General features: G+C 27.0%; 19 protein-coding genes and 2 pseudogenes. 7 read left to right on the top strand and 14 right to left on the bottom strand.

Annotation, left to right across the window (positions count from 1 at the left end; genetic code table 11):
- Nucleotides 1–125 precede the first annotated feature (125 nt).
- From DJ007_RS05765 to DJ007_RS05720, 10 genes and pseudogenes are all read right to left on the bottom strand, one after another.
- The gene (locus DJ007_RS05765; protein ID WP_129408721.1) at nt 126–1,394 is read right to left on the bottom strand and encodes a DegT/DnrJ/EryC1/StrS family aminotransferase; all 1,269 of its coding nucleotides are present in this window, start codon (nt 1,392–1,394) and stop codon (nt 126–128) included.
- A gap of 52 nt (nt 1,395–1,446) precedes the next feature.
- A pseudogene (infB, locus tag DJ007_RS05760) lies at nt 1,447–3,602 on the bottom strand (translation initiation factor IF-2).
- Nucleotides 3,595–3,930 carry a L7Ae/L30e/S12e/Gadd45 family ribosomal protein gene (locus tag DJ007_RS05755; RefSeq protein WP_129408720.1) on the bottom strand — a complete coding sequence of 112 codons (336 nt, stop codon included), beginning with the start codon at nt 3,928–3,930 and terminating at the stop codon, nt 3,595–3,597. Before DJ007_RS05755 ends, infB begins: the two are co-directional and overlap by 8 nt.
- 128 nt (nt 3,931–4,058) lie before the next feature.
- Complete coding sequence (locus DJ007_RS05750; protein ID WP_129408719.1) at nt 4,059–5,300, bottom strand: isoamylase early set domain-containing protein; 1,242 nt, start codon at nt 5,298–5,300, stop codon at nt 4,059–4,061.
- A gap of 11 nt (nt 5,301–5,311) precedes the next feature.
- The gene (locus DJ007_RS05745; RefSeq protein WP_129408718.1) at nt 5,312–5,695 is read right to left on the bottom strand and encodes a hypothetical protein; all 384 of its coding nucleotides are present in this window, start codon (nt 5,693–5,695) and stop codon (nt 5,312–5,314) included.
- Nucleotides 5,671–6,687 (bottom strand): hypothetical protein, encoded by a 1,017-nt coding sequence (locus tag DJ007_RS05740; RefSeq protein WP_129408717.1) that lies wholly within the window; start codon nt 6,685–6,687, stop codon nt 5,671–5,673. Before DJ007_RS05740 ends, DJ007_RS05745 begins: the two co-directional genes overlap by 25 nt.
- Nucleotides 6,684–7,349, bottom strand: coding sequence for a hypothetical protein (locus tag DJ007_RS05735; protein ID WP_129408716.1), 666 nt, complete (start codon nt 7,347–7,349; stop codon nt 6,684–6,686). Before DJ007_RS05735 ends, DJ007_RS05740 begins: the two co-directional genes overlap by 4 nt.
- A 294-nt stretch (nt 7,350–7,643) precedes the next feature.
- Entirely contained in the window at nt 7,644–8,186 is a 543-nt protein-coding gene (locus DJ007_RS05730; RefSeq protein ID WP_129408715.1) for a hypothetical protein, read from the bottom strand.
- Between the two features lie 180 nt (nt 8,187–8,366).
- Nucleotides 8,367–8,729 (bottom strand): enolase-like domain-containing protein, encoded by a 363-nt coding sequence (locus DJ007_RS05725; protein WP_129408714.1) that lies wholly within the window; start codon nt 8,727–8,729, stop codon nt 8,367–8,369.
- Nucleotides 8,708–9,298 carry an enolase-like domain-containing protein gene (locus DJ007_RS05720; RefSeq protein WP_129408713.1) on the bottom strand — a complete coding sequence of 197 codons (591 nt, stop codon included), beginning with the start codon at nt 9,296–9,298 and terminating at the stop codon, nt 8,708–8,710. Before DJ007_RS05720 ends, DJ007_RS05725 begins: the two co-directional genes overlap by 22 nt.
- A gap of 79 nt (nt 9,299–9,377) precedes the next feature.
- Here DJ007_RS05720 and DJ007_RS05715 point away from each other — a divergent pair, with 79 nt between their 5' ends.
- From DJ007_RS05715 to DJ007_RS05695, 7 genes and pseudogenes are all read left to right on the top strand, one after another.
- Nucleotides 9,378–11,108 carry a SpoIIE family protein phosphatase gene (locus tag DJ007_RS05715; RefSeq protein ID WP_129408712.1) on the top strand — a complete coding sequence of 577 codons (1,731 nt, stop codon included), beginning with the start codon at nt 9,378–9,380 and terminating at the stop codon, nt 11,106–11,108.
- Nucleotides 11,109–11,137: 29 nt separating this feature from the next.
- Nucleotides 11,138–11,683 (top strand): SiaB family protein kinase, encoded by a 546-nt coding sequence (locus DJ007_RS05710; protein ID WP_129408711.1) that lies wholly within the window; start codon nt 11,138–11,140, stop codon nt 11,681–11,683.
- A 12-nt stretch (nt 11,684–11,695) separates the two neighbouring features.
- Nucleotides 11,696–12,072, top strand: a pseudogene (locus DJ007_RS05705) (DUF1987 domain-containing protein).
- A gap of 19 nt (nt 12,073–12,091) precedes the next feature.
- A complete protein-coding gene (locus DJ007_RS14645) occupies nt 12,092–12,247 on the top strand; it encodes a hypothetical protein (RefSeq protein ID WP_165974036.1) in 156 nt (51 codons plus the stop codon).
- A gap of 17 nt (nt 12,248–12,264) precedes the next feature.
- Complete coding sequence (locus tag DJ007_RS14640) at nt 12,265–12,678, top strand: hypothetical protein (protein WP_165974035.1); 414 nt, start codon at nt 12,265–12,267, stop codon at nt 12,676–12,678.
- A complete protein-coding gene (locus DJ007_RS05700; RefSeq protein ID WP_206076142.1) occupies nt 12,669–13,661 on the top strand; it encodes an ATP-binding protein in 993 nt (330 codons plus the stop codon). Before DJ007_RS14640 ends, DJ007_RS05700 begins: the two co-directional genes overlap by 10 nt.
- Nucleotides 13,662–13,694: 33 nt before the next feature.
- Nucleotides 13,695–14,345 (top strand): response regulator, encoded by a 651-nt coding sequence (locus tag DJ007_RS05695; protein ID WP_129408709.1) that lies wholly within the window; start codon nt 13,695–13,697, stop codon nt 14,343–14,345.
- On the opposite strand, the gene DJ007_RS20025 is transcribed toward DJ007_RS05695, so the two are convergent.
- The 4 genes from DJ007_RS20025 to DJ007_RS17305 form a co-directional block, all read right to left on the bottom strand.
- Entirely contained in the window at nt 14,289–14,834 is a 546-nt protein-coding gene (locus tag DJ007_RS20025) for an amino acid--tRNA ligase-related protein (RefSeq protein ID WP_368359570.1), read from the bottom strand. The two genes, DJ007_RS05695 and DJ007_RS20025, sit on opposite strands and share 57 nt — an antisense overlap.
- Nucleotides 14,786–15,337 carry an amino acid--tRNA ligase-related protein gene (locus DJ007_RS20020; protein ID WP_368359475.1) on the bottom strand — a complete coding sequence of 184 codons (552 nt, stop codon included), beginning with the start codon at nt 15,335–15,337 and terminating at the stop codon, nt 14,786–14,788. The genes DJ007_RS20025 and DJ007_RS20020 overlap by 49 nt, the downstream gene beginning before the upstream one ends.
- A gap of 245 nt (nt 15,338–15,582) precedes the next feature.
- Entirely contained in the window at nt 15,583–17,469 is a 1,887-nt protein-coding gene (mutL, locus tag DJ007_RS05685; protein WP_129408708.1) for a DNA mismatch repair endonuclease MutL, read from the bottom strand.
- Between the two features lie 4 nt (nt 17,470–17,473).
- The gene (locus DJ007_RS17305) at nt 17,474–17,836 is read right to left on the bottom strand and encodes a 23S rRNA (guanosine(2251)-2'-O)-methyltransferase RlmB (protein ID WP_240739354.1); all 363 of its coding nucleotides are present in this window, start codon (nt 17,834–17,836) and stop codon (nt 17,474–17,476) included.
- Nucleotide 17,837: the final 1 nt, after the last annotated feature.

Here is a 17,837-nt window from a genome sequence, read left to right as displayed (position 1 = left end):
AAGAACATATTTTTCCATTTCAACGAAATCCGTTTGAAATCTAAAGAATAAAGCTATAAAATAACTAAGAAAAAATATTAAATAATCTACAATAATAAGAGCATACTTTCGTTTCATATTACCCCCTACTTCTCAAATTTATTTAAAACATTTTCAATAGTTTCTACTACATATTTTTGTTGTTCCAGAGTTAATTCTGTATAAAATGGAATAGCAATAGTAAGTGATGATATTAATTCTGTAACAGGATAATCCCCTTCTTCATAGCCATATAAATCCCTATAAAATTTCTGTAAATGAACAGGCGAAAAATAATTTTTTGATTGAACGCCATTTTTATTTAATTCTTCAATTACGGCATATGTAATTTCCTTTATTTTATCCAGTATTTTTTTCCAGTTATTTCTTTCGTTTTTTGGAAAATATAATGGTAAATCCTTATTTTTTACATATTCTGGTATATCTATAATTTTAAATATCCAATCGAGCGATAACCTAATAACAAAAACAAACCAGCTCATTTTTGTTGTATATTCTTCTATTTTCGGCAAAATGACCCTGTTTTCATTTTTAAATAATTCATAATAATTATTTGCTACATTATCTCTCTTTTCAAGAATTTCATCGAGTCTTTTCATTTGAATATATCCCAATCCCGCAGATAACTCATCCATTCTATAATTATATCCCAATCTTACATGTTCTAACCATTTTCCGGAATCTCCTCGCCCCTGATTTGCCATAGAGCGACATAGCTTTCCTATTTCTAAATTATTAGTGATAATCATTCCACCTTCACCGGTTGTTATCTGTTTATTAGGATAAAATGCAAAAGTGCCTGCTTCACCAAATGTGCCTGCAAATTTATTTTTATATTTAGCTCCTATGGCTTCACATGAATCTTCAATAACCTTCCAATTATTTTTCTTGCACAAATTTAATGCACTATCCCAATCTATAGGTTGGCCAAAAATATCCACACCCATAAAAAATTTTATTTCTTTTAAAGATTTAATGCGTTTCCATAAAGGATGATCTTTATTATTTAAAGTTTTTTCTATTTTATCTATATCGATATTATAGTTATCTGGATTAATATCAATAAAAACCGGGTGCGCTCTCTCAAACAATGCAACATTTGCTGACGAGATAAAGGTAAATGGTGTTACTATCATACCATCATTTTCTTTAATATTCAATGCTCTCAATATTAGATGTAATGCTGATGTACCGCTATTAACCGCCACAGCATCTTCCACATTAAAATAATTTTTTGTCACCTCTTCAAATTTATTTAAATACGACCCCAAAGCCAATCTTTTTCTATCAAATATTTTATTTATTATCTTTTTCTCTCGGTCTGTTAAACTTGCATCTGATAGAGGTACTCTCAAAACATACTCCCCTTTTAATTAAAAGTAAGCTCGCTAAACGCGAGCTTTTTTATTATTCCTCTTTTTTACCAAATTCTAAAGTTCTTTCAACCTGAATATATTTGTAAAATTCCATTTCATCGCCTTCATTTATATCATCGAAGTTTAATATCTTAATACCACATTCTTTTGGCGCATCAATTCTTTTTACTTCATCCTTATAATGTCTTAAAGATTCTATTTTTCCATCATATACCAATTTACCCTGTCTGTATAATCTTACTCCACCATCTCTTTCAACATATCCTTCTTTTAATTGAATACCAGCAATATTACCAACTTTTTTAATCTTAAATACCTGTTTTACTTCTCCTGAACCCGTAATTTCTTCTTTTTCCTCAGGCTCTAACATACCCTGCAATGCCTTTTTCAAATCATCTATTAAATTAAATATTATATCATATCTTTTAATTTGAATATTTTCATGTTCAGCATATTTTACAGCACTACTATCTGCCTTTACCCTAAAACCCAAAATAACCGCATCAGAAGCTGTAGCAAGCATAACATCACTTTTAGTAATTGCTCCTATACCGCCATGAATAACCTGCAATTCAATTTCTGGATTCTCTAATTTTGCTATAGCATTTTTTAACGCTTCTAAAGAACCAAATGTATCTGCTTTTAAAATTATGTTTAATGTTTTTTGTTCTCCATCCTCTTTCATCATTCTTAAAGCATCTTCAAGTCTGATATGTCTTTTTTGTACAACTTTTTCTTCTAAAGCTTTTTTCTTTTCTACATAATCTTTAGCTTCGTGTAATGTCTTAACACCATACAATATAGAATGCATGTCAGGGACTTCTTCGAAACCTAAAATTTGTACTGGATCTGAAGGACCTGCTATTTTAACGTTTTTACCATTTGGATCTATCATCCTTCTAACCTTTCCAAAGGTACTACCAGCCACAAAATAATCTCCAACTTTTAACTTTCCATCCTTTACTATAGTAGTTGCAACTGGACCTAAAAATTTATCCAATTTACTCTCAATAATAACTCCTCTTGCAAGACCTTCAGGATAACATTTTATTTCCTGCATTTCTGCAACTAATAGAATCATTTCTAATAATTCATCTATACCCTGACCAGCTTTTGCTGAAATAGGTACTGTAATCGTATCTCCGCCCCAATCTTCAGGAATAAGATTTAACTTTGCAACCATTTGTTGTTTAGTTAAATCTACATTTGCATTTGGTTTATCTATTTTGTTTATAGCTACGATAATAGGAACATTAGCATTTTTAGCATGGTTATACGCTTCAATTGTTTGAGGCATAACACCATCATCAGCAGCAATAATTAATACAACTATATCCGTTGCCTGAGCTCCTCTTGCTCTCATTTCAGTAAAAGCTTCATGCCCTGGTGTATCAATAAATGTAATTTTTTTACCTTCATAATTAACCTGATATGCACCTATAGACTGAGTAATTCCACCTGCTTCTTTTTCTGCTACCCTTGTATTTCTTATATTATCGAGTAATGTTGTTTTCCCATGATCAACATGTCCCATTATGGTAACAACAGGAGCTCTCTCAATTAATTTATCTTCATTTTCTTCATATATTTTATTCCATCGTTCCTTTAAAACTTCTTCCGGATCATTTTTTTCAGAAGATTTTTCTGTTTTTTTCTCTTTTACCTCTTCAGTTATTTCAAGTAATGCATTAAACATCATGGCAATTTCTTCTGCCTGTTCTTCAGTTAATATTTGACCAGGTCTTAATACTTTTCCTTTCATAAAAAACTCTTTTATAATATCATTTTGACCTTTTCCTAATTTATTTGCAAGAATATCTAATTTCAATTCTGATTTTGTTATTTTTATTTCTTTTATTTCCTCTTCTTCTTTTTTATTTCTTCATTCGTTTTCTTCTGTTCAAAATGTTTCTTTTTTTCATGTTTTTTATTTTTTTTATGTTCAATTTTTTTCTTTTCCTTTACCACTTCTTTTTTTGACAATTCTTTCTTTTCATCAATAACTTTTTCCTTTTTATTTTCATTTAATTTTTCCTCAAAATATTCTTTTATAGTCTTTACTTCTTCTTCTTCCAGAGAAGACATATGACTTTTTAAATTATATCCTAAATCTCTTAATTCCTCTAAAAATTCTTTAGCATGCATTCCAAATTCTTTGGCTAATTGGTATACCCGTGTCTTAGACATTTGAATCACCTCCAGCATTCACTACTTCTAATATTCCTTTAACTATATTTTCATCCAAAACCCCTACCACACTAATCTCATCTTTACCAAGAGAGCGCCCCAATTCATTTTTCGTATATTCTTTTAAAAGAACATATGGAACATGATGAGATCGGCATCTCTTTATAGTATCTTCCTTTATTGAGTCACCAACATCGGAAGCTATAATTATAAATTTTGCTCTTCTTTTTGGATTTCTAATATATTCTCTTATATTATCTTTTCCAAATATTATTTTTCGCATTCGCGAAGCAAAACCCAGCAGGTTTACAACCTTCTGTTCATTCATTTTTTTACCTCCAATTTCTTTTCTAAATTAATTATAACATATAAAATAAGAATAATGAAATAATCTTCATCTTATACCAATAAATAACAAACCGTTAACAAAAAATCCTCCCGAAGGAGGATTTTTTGTTAAAATATAGCTGACGAGGTGATAAATAGATAATAGTTATCAAAATCTTTAGAAAAATCATGGCCTACTTTTAATTTCAAATCTATATTATCTTTTTTCAATTCAAATCCGAGTTTATACCCCAAATTACTACTATTATCATAATAAACGTCAGCCAGAACATTAAATCCTGATTTTATACCAAAAACAAAATCAGATTCAATATTATATATATTATTTTCTAACAAATATCGTCCAGAAAAAGTTACTAATTCATTATAACTTCCATCAAAAGATATGTTTTTATTAATAAAATCGTAAATACTTTCAAAAAATAACGTGCCATTATTATAATCACCTTTAATATATTCAATTCTATTTGAATATTTCGCCTCTACACCGACACCAAATACTTCAGCACGAGCATATATATTCATAGTAGAATCTTCAGTCTTTGGCATATATAATGCACTTAGCAGAATATTATTTAAGTATATATTCGATGAAACAAAGTAGTTCAATTTATTATCCTGTGAATATACATCTATTCCAAATTTAAGTATATTAGTTTTAAAAATACCTAAAATACCTGTTTTATTTTCCTCCGTATTTTCCTTAAAATTAATTAATTCATTAAGTTTAGAATCTTTAAAAATACCAAATGCATAATTTGAATTTTCCCATATTACTTTCAATGAATTTAAATTTAACTGCCATGAATCATTGTTTGCAGATAGAGCCGCTTCAAACTTCATTCCTGATTTTTCAGGAGTTATAGTTAAATAAAAATCATGACTGATTTCTGGAGTTTTTAATGAATAGGTGTCTTTATCTATTTTTGATTTTAAGTTAAATAAATATTGACCTTTTAGCAAACTGTTCTCTTGCTTTTTCGATTTCTCCGGTTTATTTATTTTTAAATTTCCATTTTCCAAAACAATTGTAAAAGCGCCATTCTTTCCCCCAAATCCGTCCGGAACATAATCAGGAGCATCTGGATCTTCTTTCCAATCTGTTCCATTTATTACAAATTTATATTGATAATCTCCAGGTGATAATTTCAAAGAAACTCTCCATAGCCCGCTTTTTATTTTTTTCATTTCCAGTGCCGAAGGATCCCAATTGTTAAATGAACCTGCTAAATATACTTTTGATGCTGTTAAATCCTTATATTCAAAAACCACCATACCATCTTTAATAAATACTTTTGAAAAAGATATTATTGATATTACCAATATTAAAAATAATAAAAATTTCTTCATATAGTCACCTCCTAAAATCCTGTTTTAACTGTTAGAGATATCTGCTTTTTAAATCCCTTTGAAGCTCCAAAATTCCCATCACCTAATCCAATTATCATCTCTATATTTGAAAATCCTGTATATTTGGCTTCTAAATAAATGGTTTTATATCTTTCAACTACTCCATATATATACATTCCTTTTCCAAAAATATTTAAATCTCCAAAACTTTTTGATAATGAACCATATAAAACTTCAGAAAAACCTCCACTATATACATTAGAATTTTCTAAATCCACATTTTTATTTCCAAATATATAGGTTAAATCATAATAATATCCAGATAAATCACCTTTTAAATTTGCCGAAATAGAAAAATCATTATATTTTTTTATATCGCTCCAATTATCTTCCATCCTTTTTTATAAAAAGAAAAGTTAACATTACCTATTTTTGGAATATAAAGTGGAAAATTTATACTTCCTTCTACATCTTTTACATTATATTCTTCAACTGGAATTCCTAAATATAAATAATTATAATTATTGTAATTTAAATATCCTTTTAGATATTTTAAAGAGAAATTATTAAATGATATTTTATTATCTTTAAAATAATAATCAAAGTCCATATTAATATTCCACTTATTTAAACTCAACTCATTTCTAATGTTGTTTACAAAACTATCTGGTAAATATATTCTATTATAGTTTGAAGATATATACTTAAAAAATATAGCGTTGCTTAAATCATTTAAATTAATCCTATTCCCAAGAAAAATAAGGTAATTATCTTCTAAATAAAATTCTCCTTTATCATATGAATAACCAAACTCTCCAAAAAATTGTGTATTATTTAGATCAAGGTTAAAATCAAAAAGTCTCCAGTCTGTATAATTATATTTTGCCAGATACTCTTTTGCATAAATAAAACTGTAATAAAAATCACCAAAAGGCATACCTCTGATATGTGAAATATAAAATGATGATGTTCCTCCATCTTTTTTAAACAAATAATTCTGTATTTGAGCAAAAGAAAAATTGGAATCCATCATTAATCCATTAACCGCTCCTATTTTTTCGTTATTAAAAGCATTTATCCAATCAGTTGTATTAACTTCTTTTCTTTTCCAGAAGGTTTTTAATAAATTATCCTTAAATTTAAAATCGAACTCACCATCTGTCACATAATATTTATTATCATTACCTTTATTGAGGTTTAAGCTTCCGGAAAAGTTAGAATCTTCTGGTTTTATATATAAATCCAATTTAAGACCGTTATAATAAAATTGAGCTGGTGTTGAATCAAATGTATATGTCCATGAAGTTTCTAAATAACCGTTAACATTTACATAAGACATTCCTACAACCGCAATTATTAAAATAATTAGAGTAAAATATTTATTCATTGAGAATCACCAGCCTTAATTTCCTCAATTTCCACATAACTAATTAAAGGATAAAATTTCATCTTAAATCCATTAATATCATTTTGAAATGTATATATTTGATTTTGAGAAGAATCAGAATAAACCTCTCCATTAAATATCATCTGCCATGGTTTCCAATTATTTGAAGCAGGTATTTTATATTCAATATTATCTCCTTTGTTATATGCTTTATCAATTTCTATTTCAAAATAATCATTAACTTTGTTCATTTTTGCAGGTGTCCAATTATTGAATGTTCCTGCTGCATACCAGCTCATGTTTAATTTTGTATCATCACCAACACCTACACCCTTACCATTTTCCAATTTATTCAAATAAAGATAAATTTTAATATTATTCTGACTAAGGGCGGACTTCAATATTGGTATAGAATCCGATACTACATTTCCATCACTTTTTACATAATAAACTTTATAATATCCTATATTAAATTTTTCTCCTCCATTATCTATTTCATTAAATACTATTTCAGAAGCATCTATTGTTGCTTTATATAATTTTAAACTATCATCATATATAAATTTGCTATTTTCAATTAATGTTTTATTTCCCTGCAACCAATTGTTGCCGTCATATCCAACATATAACCCTTCAGGAACAGAAAGGTTCAACACTTTCATTAAACATCCTGAGAATAAAAAATAATGGATAATAGTATTATCATTAATAGATATTTTTTCAAAAATATCACCTCCTATTAAAAAAGCCCAAAAGGGCTACTTAATTATTTCCAAACATAAACCTTATTCCAATAGTTTCATTGCCTGTTACAACAATCCACCTATTTGGTATATCAGTTGTCCCATCAGGCATTAATTCTACATGTGCCCAATCATTATCTAAAACATACTTATATTTATATAATTGATAAGAATTAAGTGTTAATGTAACCTCATATTTCCCATTATTTAGCGTTAAAGGCGTTCCATCCAGGAAGAACTTATTAAATCTCCTCTAATATATACTCCCGAAGCTGAAGGTGTGATATCTGGTACTTCAACAATAAATTTTACTGTTACCGGTGTGGATAATGATGTATAATCTATAGATAAATCAGCAAAATTCCAAATTCTTAAATCCTTTGATACAACTGGTTTTTCAAAAATAACTCTATTGTCTAATTCCTCACCATTGGGGCCTTTTTCTACTCCCGTCCAATCCATTTGATCAGAAAATTTAAACTGAATTGGATATTCTAAATTATCCCAATTCAACTCAATCTTAATCATCTTTTTCCCGTTTTCAGTAACTACATCATATTTGTAATCCTCAGAAAATGTCCAATTATTAAAAGTTCCTGCTAAATAAATACTCGTTATAGTTGAAGGCAAACTATCTGGTAGTTCTACGTTTAACATAATGGGTTCTGGTTGTTCTTCAATCTTCGGCTTAACACAACTGACTAAAACAATAGACATCAAAACAATCATTAAAACGAATACAAAAATCTTCTTCATAAATCTCCCCTCCTGTTTGAATTTTAATTGTTATATTTTTGTTGCAATTATATTATACTATTTCATTCTTTTGCAAGAAAAATGATTTTATATTATTATAAATTATTAATATTGATTATTATTATTTATTTGTTATTAATCTTAAAAATCGTAAAAAAAATAAGGAATCCGTAGGATTCCTTATTTAGAAGTTTTTTCTATATAATGCTCATAATCAAGATCAATATAATCAAAAGACTTCATTATCTTTTTTGCCCATCTTAATGTTATAGGATGCTCTATTCTTGAAGATATCATTGTTTCAAGCCCAAAACTTTCTGCTACTTTTAAATACTCCGATGTTCTTAATAATCCACCAAATTTAGTTATTTCAAAAACAAGCCCTGTAGAAATATCTTTTAATCTCATAATATCCTGAATACCTTTAAATGATTCATCCCAGAATACAGGATATTTTATCAATAAATCTTTTACTACAAATTCACTTCCAACGGGCAACGGTTGTTCAAGAGCTATTATATTTACTCCATCAAATATTTCCAATATTTTCCTGACTTCGTAATGATTAAATAACCCCTGAAATCTATCCACAATTTATATTTAGCAATATTTGGTATTATTTTGCTTAACTCTTTTAAATTCATTTTTTCTAAAAATTCCACTTTTAAAACGCCTTCATCTTTTAATTCATCATATATTGTATAATCCATATCTTTGTATAAATATAACTTTTTCATTTCAAAATTTTCTTCTGATTTTGAAAATAATATTCTGGATAGATCTAAATTTTTAGCATTTAATATGTAATCAGCAACAGCAATTTCAACAGCAGTTTTAGAAGACATATCAAATTTTACTATATTACCCATTTCTTTCTCAAATTCTGCATAATCATTTAAATTATCCCATTCCTCTGTCAACTTTCTCATTTTCTCTATTATTGCCATAGTTGTTTTATATGTTTCACCAAAGTCGGGATTGGGAGTTCCAGCACCTATACCTTCAACACCATTTGAATCAATTTTAAAAACAGCATGTTCTATCCATTCCTTTTTTAAATATTTCAAAACACTTCTTTCCTGCCAGTAATATACATCTCTTTTTCTATTCACTTTATCTCCTCCAGAATTTGATTTTCCGTTTTTTTTTGATATAATTTTATTATAATATTTTATTATTTTGAGGTGAACTATGTCTGTAAAAATTTTAAGAAAAAATAAATTATTAAGTTTATCATTATTATTTTCTTTTCTTTTAATCACCGCAATTAGTATTTTCTCTGTTGTTTATTATTATAATACAAATTTAAATAAATCACAAGACTATATAAAAAGTGAAAATTCTGTAATAGCTACATTTATTGATGATTATTTCACTGAATTAATACATGTTATAGAAACATTTTCAAATGATAATGATTTTATTAACGGTGGTTTTTCAAAAGAAAGCGAAAAAAAGGTGTTAGAAACTTTAAAAAATTATAGAAACGCCAACAAAAATATCGAATTTATTTATACAGGTTATAAAAACAAAAAAATTATTATTGATAATTGGGAAGTACCGCCTGAATACGACCCAACTATACGGCCATGGTATTTAGAAGGACTTAAAAATCCTGAAAAAGTATATATTGGAACTCCTTACAGAGAATATACCAGCAAACAATGGTTAATATCCACCGGAAAAGCTTTGATAAAAGATGGAGAAGTTGTTGGTGTTCTTTCGGCTGATTGTTCTATAAAAGATTTTGTAAATCTTATAAATAGTGACATAAGTTATAAAACCGGACAGTCTTTTGTTATAAATAAAGATGGAATTGTCATACTTCATAAAGATCTTGATTATATAAACAAAAAATTATTTACTGATCTTGATATTTTTAAAGGTAAAAGCGGAATTATTAAATCAAATTTCAATTCAAAAAAATATTATATTGCTTATACAAAATTAGCTTCAACTGGATGGTATGTTATTACGATGGTTGAATCTGCTGAAATACTGGCACCAGTTGTCAAAAGTGTTATTTTATATTCAGTAGTTTTGTCAGCCTTATTAGTTGCCTTTTTATATATTCAAAGTATTTTATATACTAATTTAAAACTTAAAAAAACGCTGGAAGAGAAAAACAAAATACTCGAAGAAACCAACAGGAAATTAACTGATAGCATAACTTATGCCAAGCATATACAAAATTCCATATTACTTTCTGAAGAAACTTTAAAAACTTATTTTAAAGATATTTTTGTTTTCTGGAAACCTGCTAATATCGTTGGTGGAGATTTTTATTGGTTTAAAAAATCTGACGATAACTCTTATTATTTAGCAGTAATTGATTGTACAGGCCATGGAGTTCCTGGTGCTTTAATGACAATGACTGTAAATTCTATTCTTAATAGAATAATTGAAGATTACAATTTATCGAATTTATCAGACATTCTCAACCAATTAAATATTATGTTTAAAAATACTTTAAATTCACATAATGCTGATTTCAGGATGGACGATGGTTTAGAAATTGGCATTTGCCATATAATACCCGAAAAAAATAAATTAATCTATTCTGGTGCTGGAATATCACTATATTATAACAACGATGATAATGAAATAGTAAGAATAAAAGGCAAAAATATTGGTATTGGGTATAAAAGGTCCAAAACTCACTATAAATTTGAAGAATATGAAATAAATATAAAGGAAAATATGAATTTTTATCTTACCACAGATGGCTTTGAAGATCAGAATAATTCTCAAAATAAACGATTTGGAAGAAAAAAATTAATACAATTACTTCAAACAATTCACAATTTACCTATGAATAAACAAAAAGAAATAATTCAAGATGAATTAAAAAAACATATGGATGATGAAGACCAAAGAGATGATATAACTATTTTAGGATTTAAGTTAAAGAGACCTTTTTAACGCGTATTTTTTTACATAGGGGGATTCCATTGTATCCAGAAATGGTTTTAGAACTAAAAAATAAAATAATGGAAAACAATGTAATTATAAGTTTTATTGGCCCTTTCTCTCAGGGAATAATAGAAGAGATTGGTAATGCTTTAAGAGAACACTTAAAAAAGGACAAGTCTTTGAATTCAAGTTCAAATAGTATTTTCTCTGTATTTATTGAGCAAAGTCAGAATATTAAAAATTATGAACGCATCTTGAAAGAATCCGATATTGAAAAAGTACATTCTAATTCTATTCTCTTAATCGGGAAAGAACAGAATAAATATATCATTTGTTCAGGTAATATAATAAAAAAAGAACATATTTCTGATTTAAAATATAAATTGGAAGAAATAAATTCTCTTGATAAATCAGAAATACAAAAAATTTATAAGAAAAAATTAAGAGAGTCCATAATTAGTAAAACTGGTGGAGCTGGTATGGGATTTTTAGAAATGGCAAAACGTTCAACAAGTAAATTTGAATATGATTTTATTCAATTAGAAAATGATTATTATTACTTCGTATTAATAGTAAGGGTTTAAGGAGGTCATAAAATGGAAAAACTTTATATTAAACCAACAAAATCAACTCCAGAAATAAATTTTGATCCAGAAAAAAAATTACTATCAATAAAAGGTGAATCATATCCTGAAAATTCCTTTGAATTTTACAATCCAGTATTTGAATGGTTAGAAAGATTTCTTTCTAATAATTTTGAAGAGGAAGTAACTTTTGAATTTGAAATAAATTATTTAAATACAAGTAGTACAAAATCTATTATGTTCATCTTAGATTTATTAGAGGATTTTATAAAAGAAATAAAAATATAAAAATTAATTGGTATTATGATGAAGATAATGAATTTTCATATGAAATAGCTGAAAGTTTTATGGAAGATTTAGAACTTCCATTTAATATGATTAAAAAATAAGTATTGGAAAGGGATTTCGATGAATGATTCTTTTCAAAATGAAAATTATATTTTAGAAAAATATGAATCAAATTTAAAAAAGAATATCTCATTTGATTCACTTAAAAAAGAATATATGAATTTATTCAAAGAATATAAGCAATTAATAAAACAAACAAAAAAATCGAAAAAATAAGTGATATAAATCATAAAATGCTTAATGAAGCGAAAAAAAATATTAAACTTCTATTGGATAATTCTGGTGAGGGATTTTTATCTTTTGGATCTAATTTTCTTATAGATCCTGAATACAGTAAAGAGTGTTTAAAGTTGTTTGATATTGATAATTTATCCAGAAAAAATGTTTTGACCGTTTTATACGATTCCAATTTCGAGATCGAAAAGAGAATATTAGAACATATTTTTAAAAATTCTGATAAAGAAGATGTATATTTAGACTTACTACCAGATGAAATAAAAATAAATAATAAATATTTGAAAATCAGATACAAAATAATTTATCTTAAATCAGAAAAAAAATTATGTGTATTATTAAAGATATTACCGAAAAAAAACAGCTTGAAGAAAAACTTGAAATTGAGAAAAATAATAATCTTATGTTATTAAATATACTTATCAATAGAAATCTTATAAAACGATATATTGATGATTATTTAAACTATGTTTCAATAGACATTTATAATGATATTAAAAATATGTCTATCAAAGATTTTATTTCTACCTTTTTAAAAAATATACATACATATAAAGGCGTATTTTTGCAATGGAATATGATAAATCTGGGTCATAAGTTAGATAAGCTTGAAAATGAAGTGGAAAGTTTAAAAAACAATCCCGAATTAAATAAAAATTTTCTGATTGCTTTTTTAAAAAATAAAAAAATGGAACATTATGCAGATGTTGAATTAAATTATATAAAAAAAAGACTTGGTAAAAATTTCTTTTCAGAAGAAATTTATTCTATTTCTAAAAAACAACTTTTAGAACTTGAAAAAAAGATAAAAGAATATGTACCTCAAAAATACTCTCAACTTATTATTAGCGAGATTAGAAAATTATATCTTGATGATTTCAAAAAGATATTTGAATTGTATAAAAAATATACTATTAAATTAGCAAAAAAATTTGGAAAAGAAATATCATCTTTTATTATAGATGTTGATTCAAAAATAAGTATTGATGCTGAATTTTATTATGATTTTAATAAAAATCTTATCCATATATTTAGAAATATCGTTATTCATGGTATTGAAACGCCTGATGAAAGATTAAGACTTAATAAAAGCGAAGGTGGAAATATAAAATGTAAGGTGTATGAAGATAATGATTATTTACACATAACTATTTCTGATGATGGAAAAGGTATAAAAATCCAAAATAATAATTCAAACAATGATATCTATACTGTATTTAATGAGGGATTTTCAACTGTCAGCAATTCAAATGAATATGCAGGAAAAGGTTTAGGATTATCTGCAATAAAAGATAATATAGAGAAATATGGCGGAAAAATTCTTTTATCTTCTGAAGAAAATCAAGGTACTACTGTAGAAATCCTTTTACCTAAATATTTTCATAATAAGAATTAAAACAATTACTACCTTCAGCGAGGTGATTTTAATATGTCTAGAATATTAATAGTTGAAGATAATGCACTTATACGTAATGAAATAAAAAAAATTCTGATAAATTTAGGACATACAATTGTTGGTGAAATAGATGACGGCTCTGAAGTTCTTGAAAAATTTGCGTTTCTAAATCCTGATATTGTTACACTTGATCTTGCTTTGAAAAAAATAAATGGAATGATTGCATTAAAAGCTTTAAAAAGGAAATTCCCAAATTCAAAAGTTATTATAATTAGTGTGACAAACAATAAGAAAGATATTTTTAATGCTTTGCAGTTAGGAGCAGATTATTTTATTATAAAACCATTAACTCAGGAAAAAATGAAAAAAGCTCTTAATAAAGTTATTAATTCAGGAATTAAAATTTCTAAAATCAGGTCACTTTATAAAAAGACTGATGAAAGAGAAAATTTTGTTGATATTATAAATGATAATGGTGTTCTTAGAATACGAATAAAGAAAAAACTAAATGGGAGAACTATAGAAAAATTAAATAACATTATAGATAGCTTGTTGATTATCAAACCATTAAAAATAGTATTTTCATATTTTGATGAAAATGAAAAAAAGGAAATAATAAAAAAATCATTAAATGATATAGTAGTGAAAATTAAAAATGCTGGTGGAACGTGCACTATAGAATAAGCGGACTTTTAAATCAAAAGTCCGCTTTAATAATTTATATAGAGTGTTTTCCTGGGTTTTGGCAAATAGCCTTGTTTTTTCAACATGATCCAATGCAAGTATCCATCGTGTAAATCTTTCTATACCTATTCCACAACCCGCAGAATGCCTCAAAATTCCAGCTTTTGCCACTTCTAAATAATCTTTAAATTGTTCTGGTGGTGTTTTCTTTAATTCCATCCTTTTTAATATTTGTTCATATTCATGTTCTCTTTCTCCACCAGAAATAGCTTCTTCATAGCCTTCTGGATATATAAGGTCAAAATCCAGTAATACATCCGGTCTTTCTGGATCCTGCTTATCATAAAATTCTCTTTCTAATAGAGGAATATCTATCATCCAGAATGGTTCTTCTGCTTCTAAAGATGCTTTTTTCTCATAATCATTTCCATATTTTTCTTTTAATTCCTTAACTGTGTATCGTTTAAATGGTTTGGTGGGATCTTTAATGTTGGATGATATTTACTAATAATCTCTGGATATTTTTCTTTTATTGTTTTTATTGTATATATAATAGCATCTTCCATAACATCAAAAACATCTTCTCTGCTTGATTCTAACATTTCCATATCAATCTGGACAAAATCGAATAAATGCCTTCCTGAATCCATTTTATCTTCTGTTTCAAGCCTAACATTTGGTGATACTATATATATTTTTTTATGAACCAATACTGCAACCTGTTTGTGTAAAATCATGGATTTTGTTACAGAATATTTCTGCCCATAGTATTCAAATTCTGCTTCAAAATGTGGATGGTTTAATGGATCAGTAATAGGTGAAACAGTTACCGGTAACAACTCTACAAAACCTTTTTCATCCAAAATCTTCCTTATACCTTTTAAAATTTCATGTTGAATTAATGTTGCATCCTTAAAAACAGAGTTTTCCAAATATTCCTTCACTAATTCTACAGTATCAACTTTTCTTCCTTCTGCCAATTTTTTAGCCATAATACCCTCTCCCTTCAAAAATAATATATTTATAAAATAATATATAAATCTCTCCCTCTCCCTAATATTTTCAAATAAAAAACCGGCGCTGGTATAAAATCTTCCAGCGCCGGTGAATTGTAAACGAAGATTTACCTCGCGTTACACCAACGCTGGTTGATATTATTATTATTGAAATTATTAAATTTTATTGAAATTATTTTTATCATAAGTTACACCACCTATAATAATTTTTTTCTATTATACTATATTTTTTTTGATATGTCAAGTTCTCTCAAAAAACTCATCGATTTTTTTATGGGTAGTTCCATTGAAATAGGGCGTCCATGAGGACAGGTTAAAATTTCATATTCTATAATTTTTGAAATTAGCGTCTCTAATCCTACAGGATCATCACCTGTTTTAACTGCTGCTCTACAAGACATAGTAGCAATTGCGTGTTCAAACACTTTTTCAGGAGATTCTATACCTTCTAATCTTAATTCATCCAGTATTTCTATAATAGTATTTTGAGGATCATTGATTCTAATATTTGACGGCATTCCGGATATATAGTATTCATTATTATTTTTAACAACCTCAAAACCAAGTGATCTAATTCTATCAATATTGTTTTCTAAAATTTCTTTTCTTATAGCATCCAGATTCAATTTTATTGGTAACATCATCATCTGTGTTGTAATATTTCCATTTTCGAAGAATTCTCTTTTTAAATCTTCATAAATAACCCTTTCATGAGCAGCGTGGAAATCTATAAATTGTATAGAATTTTTTAATTCAAGTATTATATATCTATTTGCTACTAATCCAAGTATTTTGTAATAACTTAAATCTAAAGTTTTTTCTTCTTTTTTTATTTCAGGTTTTACATATTTATTGGTATCAATTATATTTTTTGCAATTTTATTAATTTCCATTCTTTTTTGAGATGGGTTATTTTGGAATGGTAATGATTTCTTTTCCACACTTTCCTTTTTTCCTTTTATCATAAAAGTATTATATTTTTCTTCATTTTCAAAAACTTTTGGGATATTCGTTTCCTGTATATTTTTAGATTTTTCAGCATCATTTCTATACACATTTTTTTCATAAATATTCTTCGATATTATTTGACTATCTTCTTGAATATTAATAGCCATTTTAAATTTTGTTTGATTTATAAGTGTTTCTCTTATTAACCTCTTAAATTTGTTATATATAATTCTTGATTCAGAAATTTTAACCTCCAGTTTTTGCGGATGTACATTAACGTCAACCTCTTTGGGATCTATATCAAAAAAGACAATTCCGTACGGATGTCTTCTTGATTCAAGCATTTCACCATAACCCGATTCAAAAACGGCAAATAAATCACCTGAACGAATATATCTATTATTTATAAAAAATATTTGAGCAGTTCTATTATTTCTTGTTACTCTAGGATGAGATATAAATCCTTTAATCTTAAACCATGTTTCTTCAAAATTAATTTCAAAAAAATCTTCTTTTGAAGTTTCTGGAAAAATAATGTTTATCTTCTCCAACAAATCCATATCTTTTGCTACTGAGTAAATAGATTTATTGTCTTTTATATAATTTATTGAAACATCAGTAGCTAAAATAAACTTTTCTATAATTTCAGTAATCATTCTTCCTTCAACTGCAGCTGACTTTAAGAATTTTCTCCTTGCAGGAACATTGAAAAACAAATCCCTTACTTCAATTGTTGTTCCCATTGAAGCAGCAACTTTTTTTATATTTATTGGTTCTCCACCTACAAATTCTATAGAAGTAGCGATATCTTCATCACTTTTTCTTGAAATAATCTTCATTCTCGAAACTCTGGAAATAGCAGCTAAAGCTTCTCCCCTAAATCCATAAGTATGTATTGAATATAAATCTTCAACATTTTTAATTTTACTGGTTGTATGTGGTTGAACAGCTAAAAGAATATCCTCTTCAGACATTCCTATACCATTGTCTGTAATTCTTATATATGTTTTTCCTCCATCTTTTATTTCTATTGTAATATTATCCGCACTAGCATCAAGTGCATTTTCAAATAATTCTTTTACAACAGCAAAAGTACCTGTAACAACTTCACCTGCCGCTATTTTCATAATAACAGACTCTGGTAACTTAACTATAGCCATTTTTTCACCTGCTTTTTTGCTTAAATATTTCAAAAAGCAATATTCCTGCGCTTACAGAAACATTTAAAGAATCAACATTATTTGCCATTGGAATTGATATCAAAGCATCGCATTTAGACTTTACTTTTTCTCTAATTCCGCTACCCTCGTTTCCCATAACCAATGCTACATTTCCTGTTAAATCCATTTCATAATAAACATTATGACTCATATCTGCACCATATACCCAGAATCCCTCTTTTTTTATCATATCAATAAATCTTGATAAATTGGTAACCTTTAAAATAGGAATTCTAAAAGCCAACCCCACAGAAACCTTGATTACAGTAGAAGTAACTTCTACTGAGTTATCTTTTGGAATTACAATT

Origin of the sequence: Marinitoga lauensis (assembly GCF_004135675.1) — a bacterium.
GTDB lineage: Bacteria > Thermotogota > Thermotogae > Petrotogales > Petrotogaceae > Marinitoga > Marinitoga lauensis.
This window is presented reverse-complemented; position numbering and strand designations above follow the sequence as displayed.

What these genes read in the sequence shown, in the direction of transcription:
- DJ007_RS05755 (WP_129408720.1), bottom strand. Translation starts at nt 3,930, where the DNA reads ATGAATGAACAGAAGGTTGTAAACCTGCTGGGTTTTGCTTCGCGAATG.
- DJ007_RS05750 (WP_129408719.1), bottom strand. Translation starts at nt 5,300, where the DNA reads ATGAAGAAATTTTTATTATTTTTAATATTGGTAATATCAATAATATCT.
- DJ007_RS05745 (WP_129408718.1), bottom strand. Translation starts at nt 5,695, where the DNA reads ATGGAAGATAATTGGAGCGATATAAAAAAATATAATGATTTTTCTATT.
- DJ007_RS05740 (WP_129408717.1), bottom strand. Translation starts at nt 6,687, where the DNA reads ATGAATAAATATTTTACTCTAATTATTTTAATAATTGCGGTTGTAGGA.
- DJ007_RS05735 (WP_129408716.1), bottom strand. Translation starts at nt 7,349, where the DNA reads ATGAAAGTGTTGAACCTTTCTGTTCCTGAAGGGTTATATGTTGGATAT.
- DJ007_RS05730 (WP_129408715.1), bottom strand. Translation starts at nt 8,186, where the DNA reads ATGAAGAAGATTTTTGTATTCGTTTTAATGATTGTTTTGATGTCTATT.
- DJ007_RS05715 (WP_129408712.1), top strand. Translation starts at nt 9,378, where the DNA reads ATGTCTGTAAAAATTTTAAGAAAAAATAAATTATTAAGTTTATCATTA.
- DJ007_RS14645 (WP_165974036.1), top strand. Translation starts at nt 12,092, where the DNA reads ATGAATGATTCTTTTCAAAATGAAAATTATATTTTAGAAAAATATGAA.
- DJ007_RS14640 (WP_165974035.1), top strand. Translation starts at nt 12,265, where the DNA reads ATGCTTAATGAAGCGAAAAAAAATATTAAACTTCTATTGGATAATTCT.
- DJ007_RS05700 (WP_206076142.1), top strand. Translation starts at nt 12,669, where the DNA reads ATGTTATTAAATATACTTATCAATAGAAATCTTATAAAACGATATATT.
- DJ007_RS05695 (WP_129408709.1), top strand. Translation starts at nt 13,695, where the DNA reads ATGTCTAGAATATTAATAGTTGAAGATAATGCACTTATACGTAATGAA.
- DJ007_RS20020 (WP_368359475.1), bottom strand. Translation starts at nt 15,337, where the DNA reads ATGGCTAAAAAATTGGCAGAAGGAAGAAAAGTTGATACTGTAGAATTA.
- mutL (WP_129408708.1), bottom strand. Translation starts at nt 17,469, where the DNA reads ATGGCTATAGTTAAGTTACCAGAGTCTGTTATTATGAAAATAGCGGCA.